Source organism: Bacillus sp. P4_D3 (assembly GCF_056401855.1).
The window spans coordinates 1-1,342 of record NZ_JBFUIN010000791.1 but is presented as its reverse complement, the minus strand read 5'-3'; the positions used below and the strand labels follow the sequence as shown (position 1 = coordinate 1,342).

The window sequence follows — 1,342 nt, the reverse complement described above, 5'->3', positions numbered from 1 at the left end:
TAATAACGAGTAGCGCTTCACTCATTCCGCTTCCCCCTATATATGAAATTCCATAATAAAAAGAGAACACTCGATGTGTTCTCTTTTTATCCTTATTCACACTAACGTAGCAAGATGCTCTTTCGCGTCATATTCAACTAAACTTTCAGCATTTTTAATTCGATGAACAAAATCTGGGTTAGCGATTAATGGTCTTCCGAACGCCGCTACATCAATTGTTCCTTCTTGCAATGCTTCTTCTGCCTCTTTCGGATTCAAATTACCCACCCCAACAATAGTACCATCCCAGTATTTTCTTACTAATTGATGAAAATTCTTTCCGTCAGCAATAACTTGCGTATAATTCATCGTTGAAGGGTGAATCATCGTTAATCCAACTTCTTTGAACATATTTACAAAAGTTTCAATCGCAAATTCTGGGTTTCCCCACATATAGGCAGGGTTATCACCTTTAAAGGCAGAGAAGCGAAGCAGCGTTTTATTAGCTCCAACTGCTTCAATTACAGCCTCCGTTACTTCTTTCATAAATGTTAACCTTTGCTTTAAGTCCCCGCCATATTTATCTGTGCGCTTATTTGCAAATTCATAAGTAAATTGATCAATTAAATATCCATGTGCACCGTGAATTTCTACTCCATCAAACCCAGCTTCGATTGCGTTTTTTGCAGCTTGTGCATATTGACCGATAACTTCTTTTATTTCTTCTATTGTCATTGCTTCTGGTATATCAAACGGTTTACGAAAACGCGGAACATTACCCTCCGCAGCAATAGCAGACGGTGCTTGCGGCATTTGACCACCAATTATTTCGTGATGACTCATACGTCCAACATGCCATATTTGAGCAATAATCGTTCCGCCTTCTTTATGTACTGCCTCTGTAACAGGTTTCCAAGAATCAATTTGCGCTTGTGTATAAATACCTGGCACTCCTGGATTCCCTTTTGCTCTCGGGCTAATGACAATTCCTTCTGTAATAATTAATCCAATCCCATCCGCAGCACGTTTTTGGTAATACTCTACTACATCAGTACCAACTACCCCAGTCTCATTATTTGCAAAACATCTCGTCATCGGTGCCATCGCTATGCGATTACGAAGAGACCAAGATCCAATTTGAATCGGATCAAACACCTTTGTTTCATCAATGTTTTCAAAAGATCCCCAATTATTTATATTTGTTCCTGCATAAATATTTGCTGCTTTATTGTTTGAACTTGTCATTTTTCTTCCCCCTTATAAAAAAATTACTATAATCGCATCATACTTACTTTTAAATAGTAACGTCAATTTATACGTCTTTAACATTAAAGATTCGAATATTAAACAAATAGAATAATAA

1 protein-coding gene is annotated in these 1,342 nt (G+C 37.3%); it reads right to left on the bottom strand.

All coding sequences use genetic code 11. The annotated features are described in order from the left end of the window. Positions 1–96: 96 nt before the first annotated feature. Positions 97–1,224: an alkene reductase gene (locus tag AC1DTM_RS26730; RefSeq protein ID WP_016105845.1), complete on the bottom strand. Its 1,128-nt coding sequence runs from the start codon at positions 1,222–1,224 to the stop codon at positions 97–99. Between the last annotated feature and the right edge of the window lie 118 nt (positions 1,225–1,342).

Bases quoted from the DNA above. Each gene is read 5' to 3' on its own strand.
- AC1DTM_RS26730 (WP_016105845.1), bottom strand. From the start codon at position 1,224: ATGACAAGTTCAAACAATAAAGCAGCAAATATTTATGCAGGAACAAAT.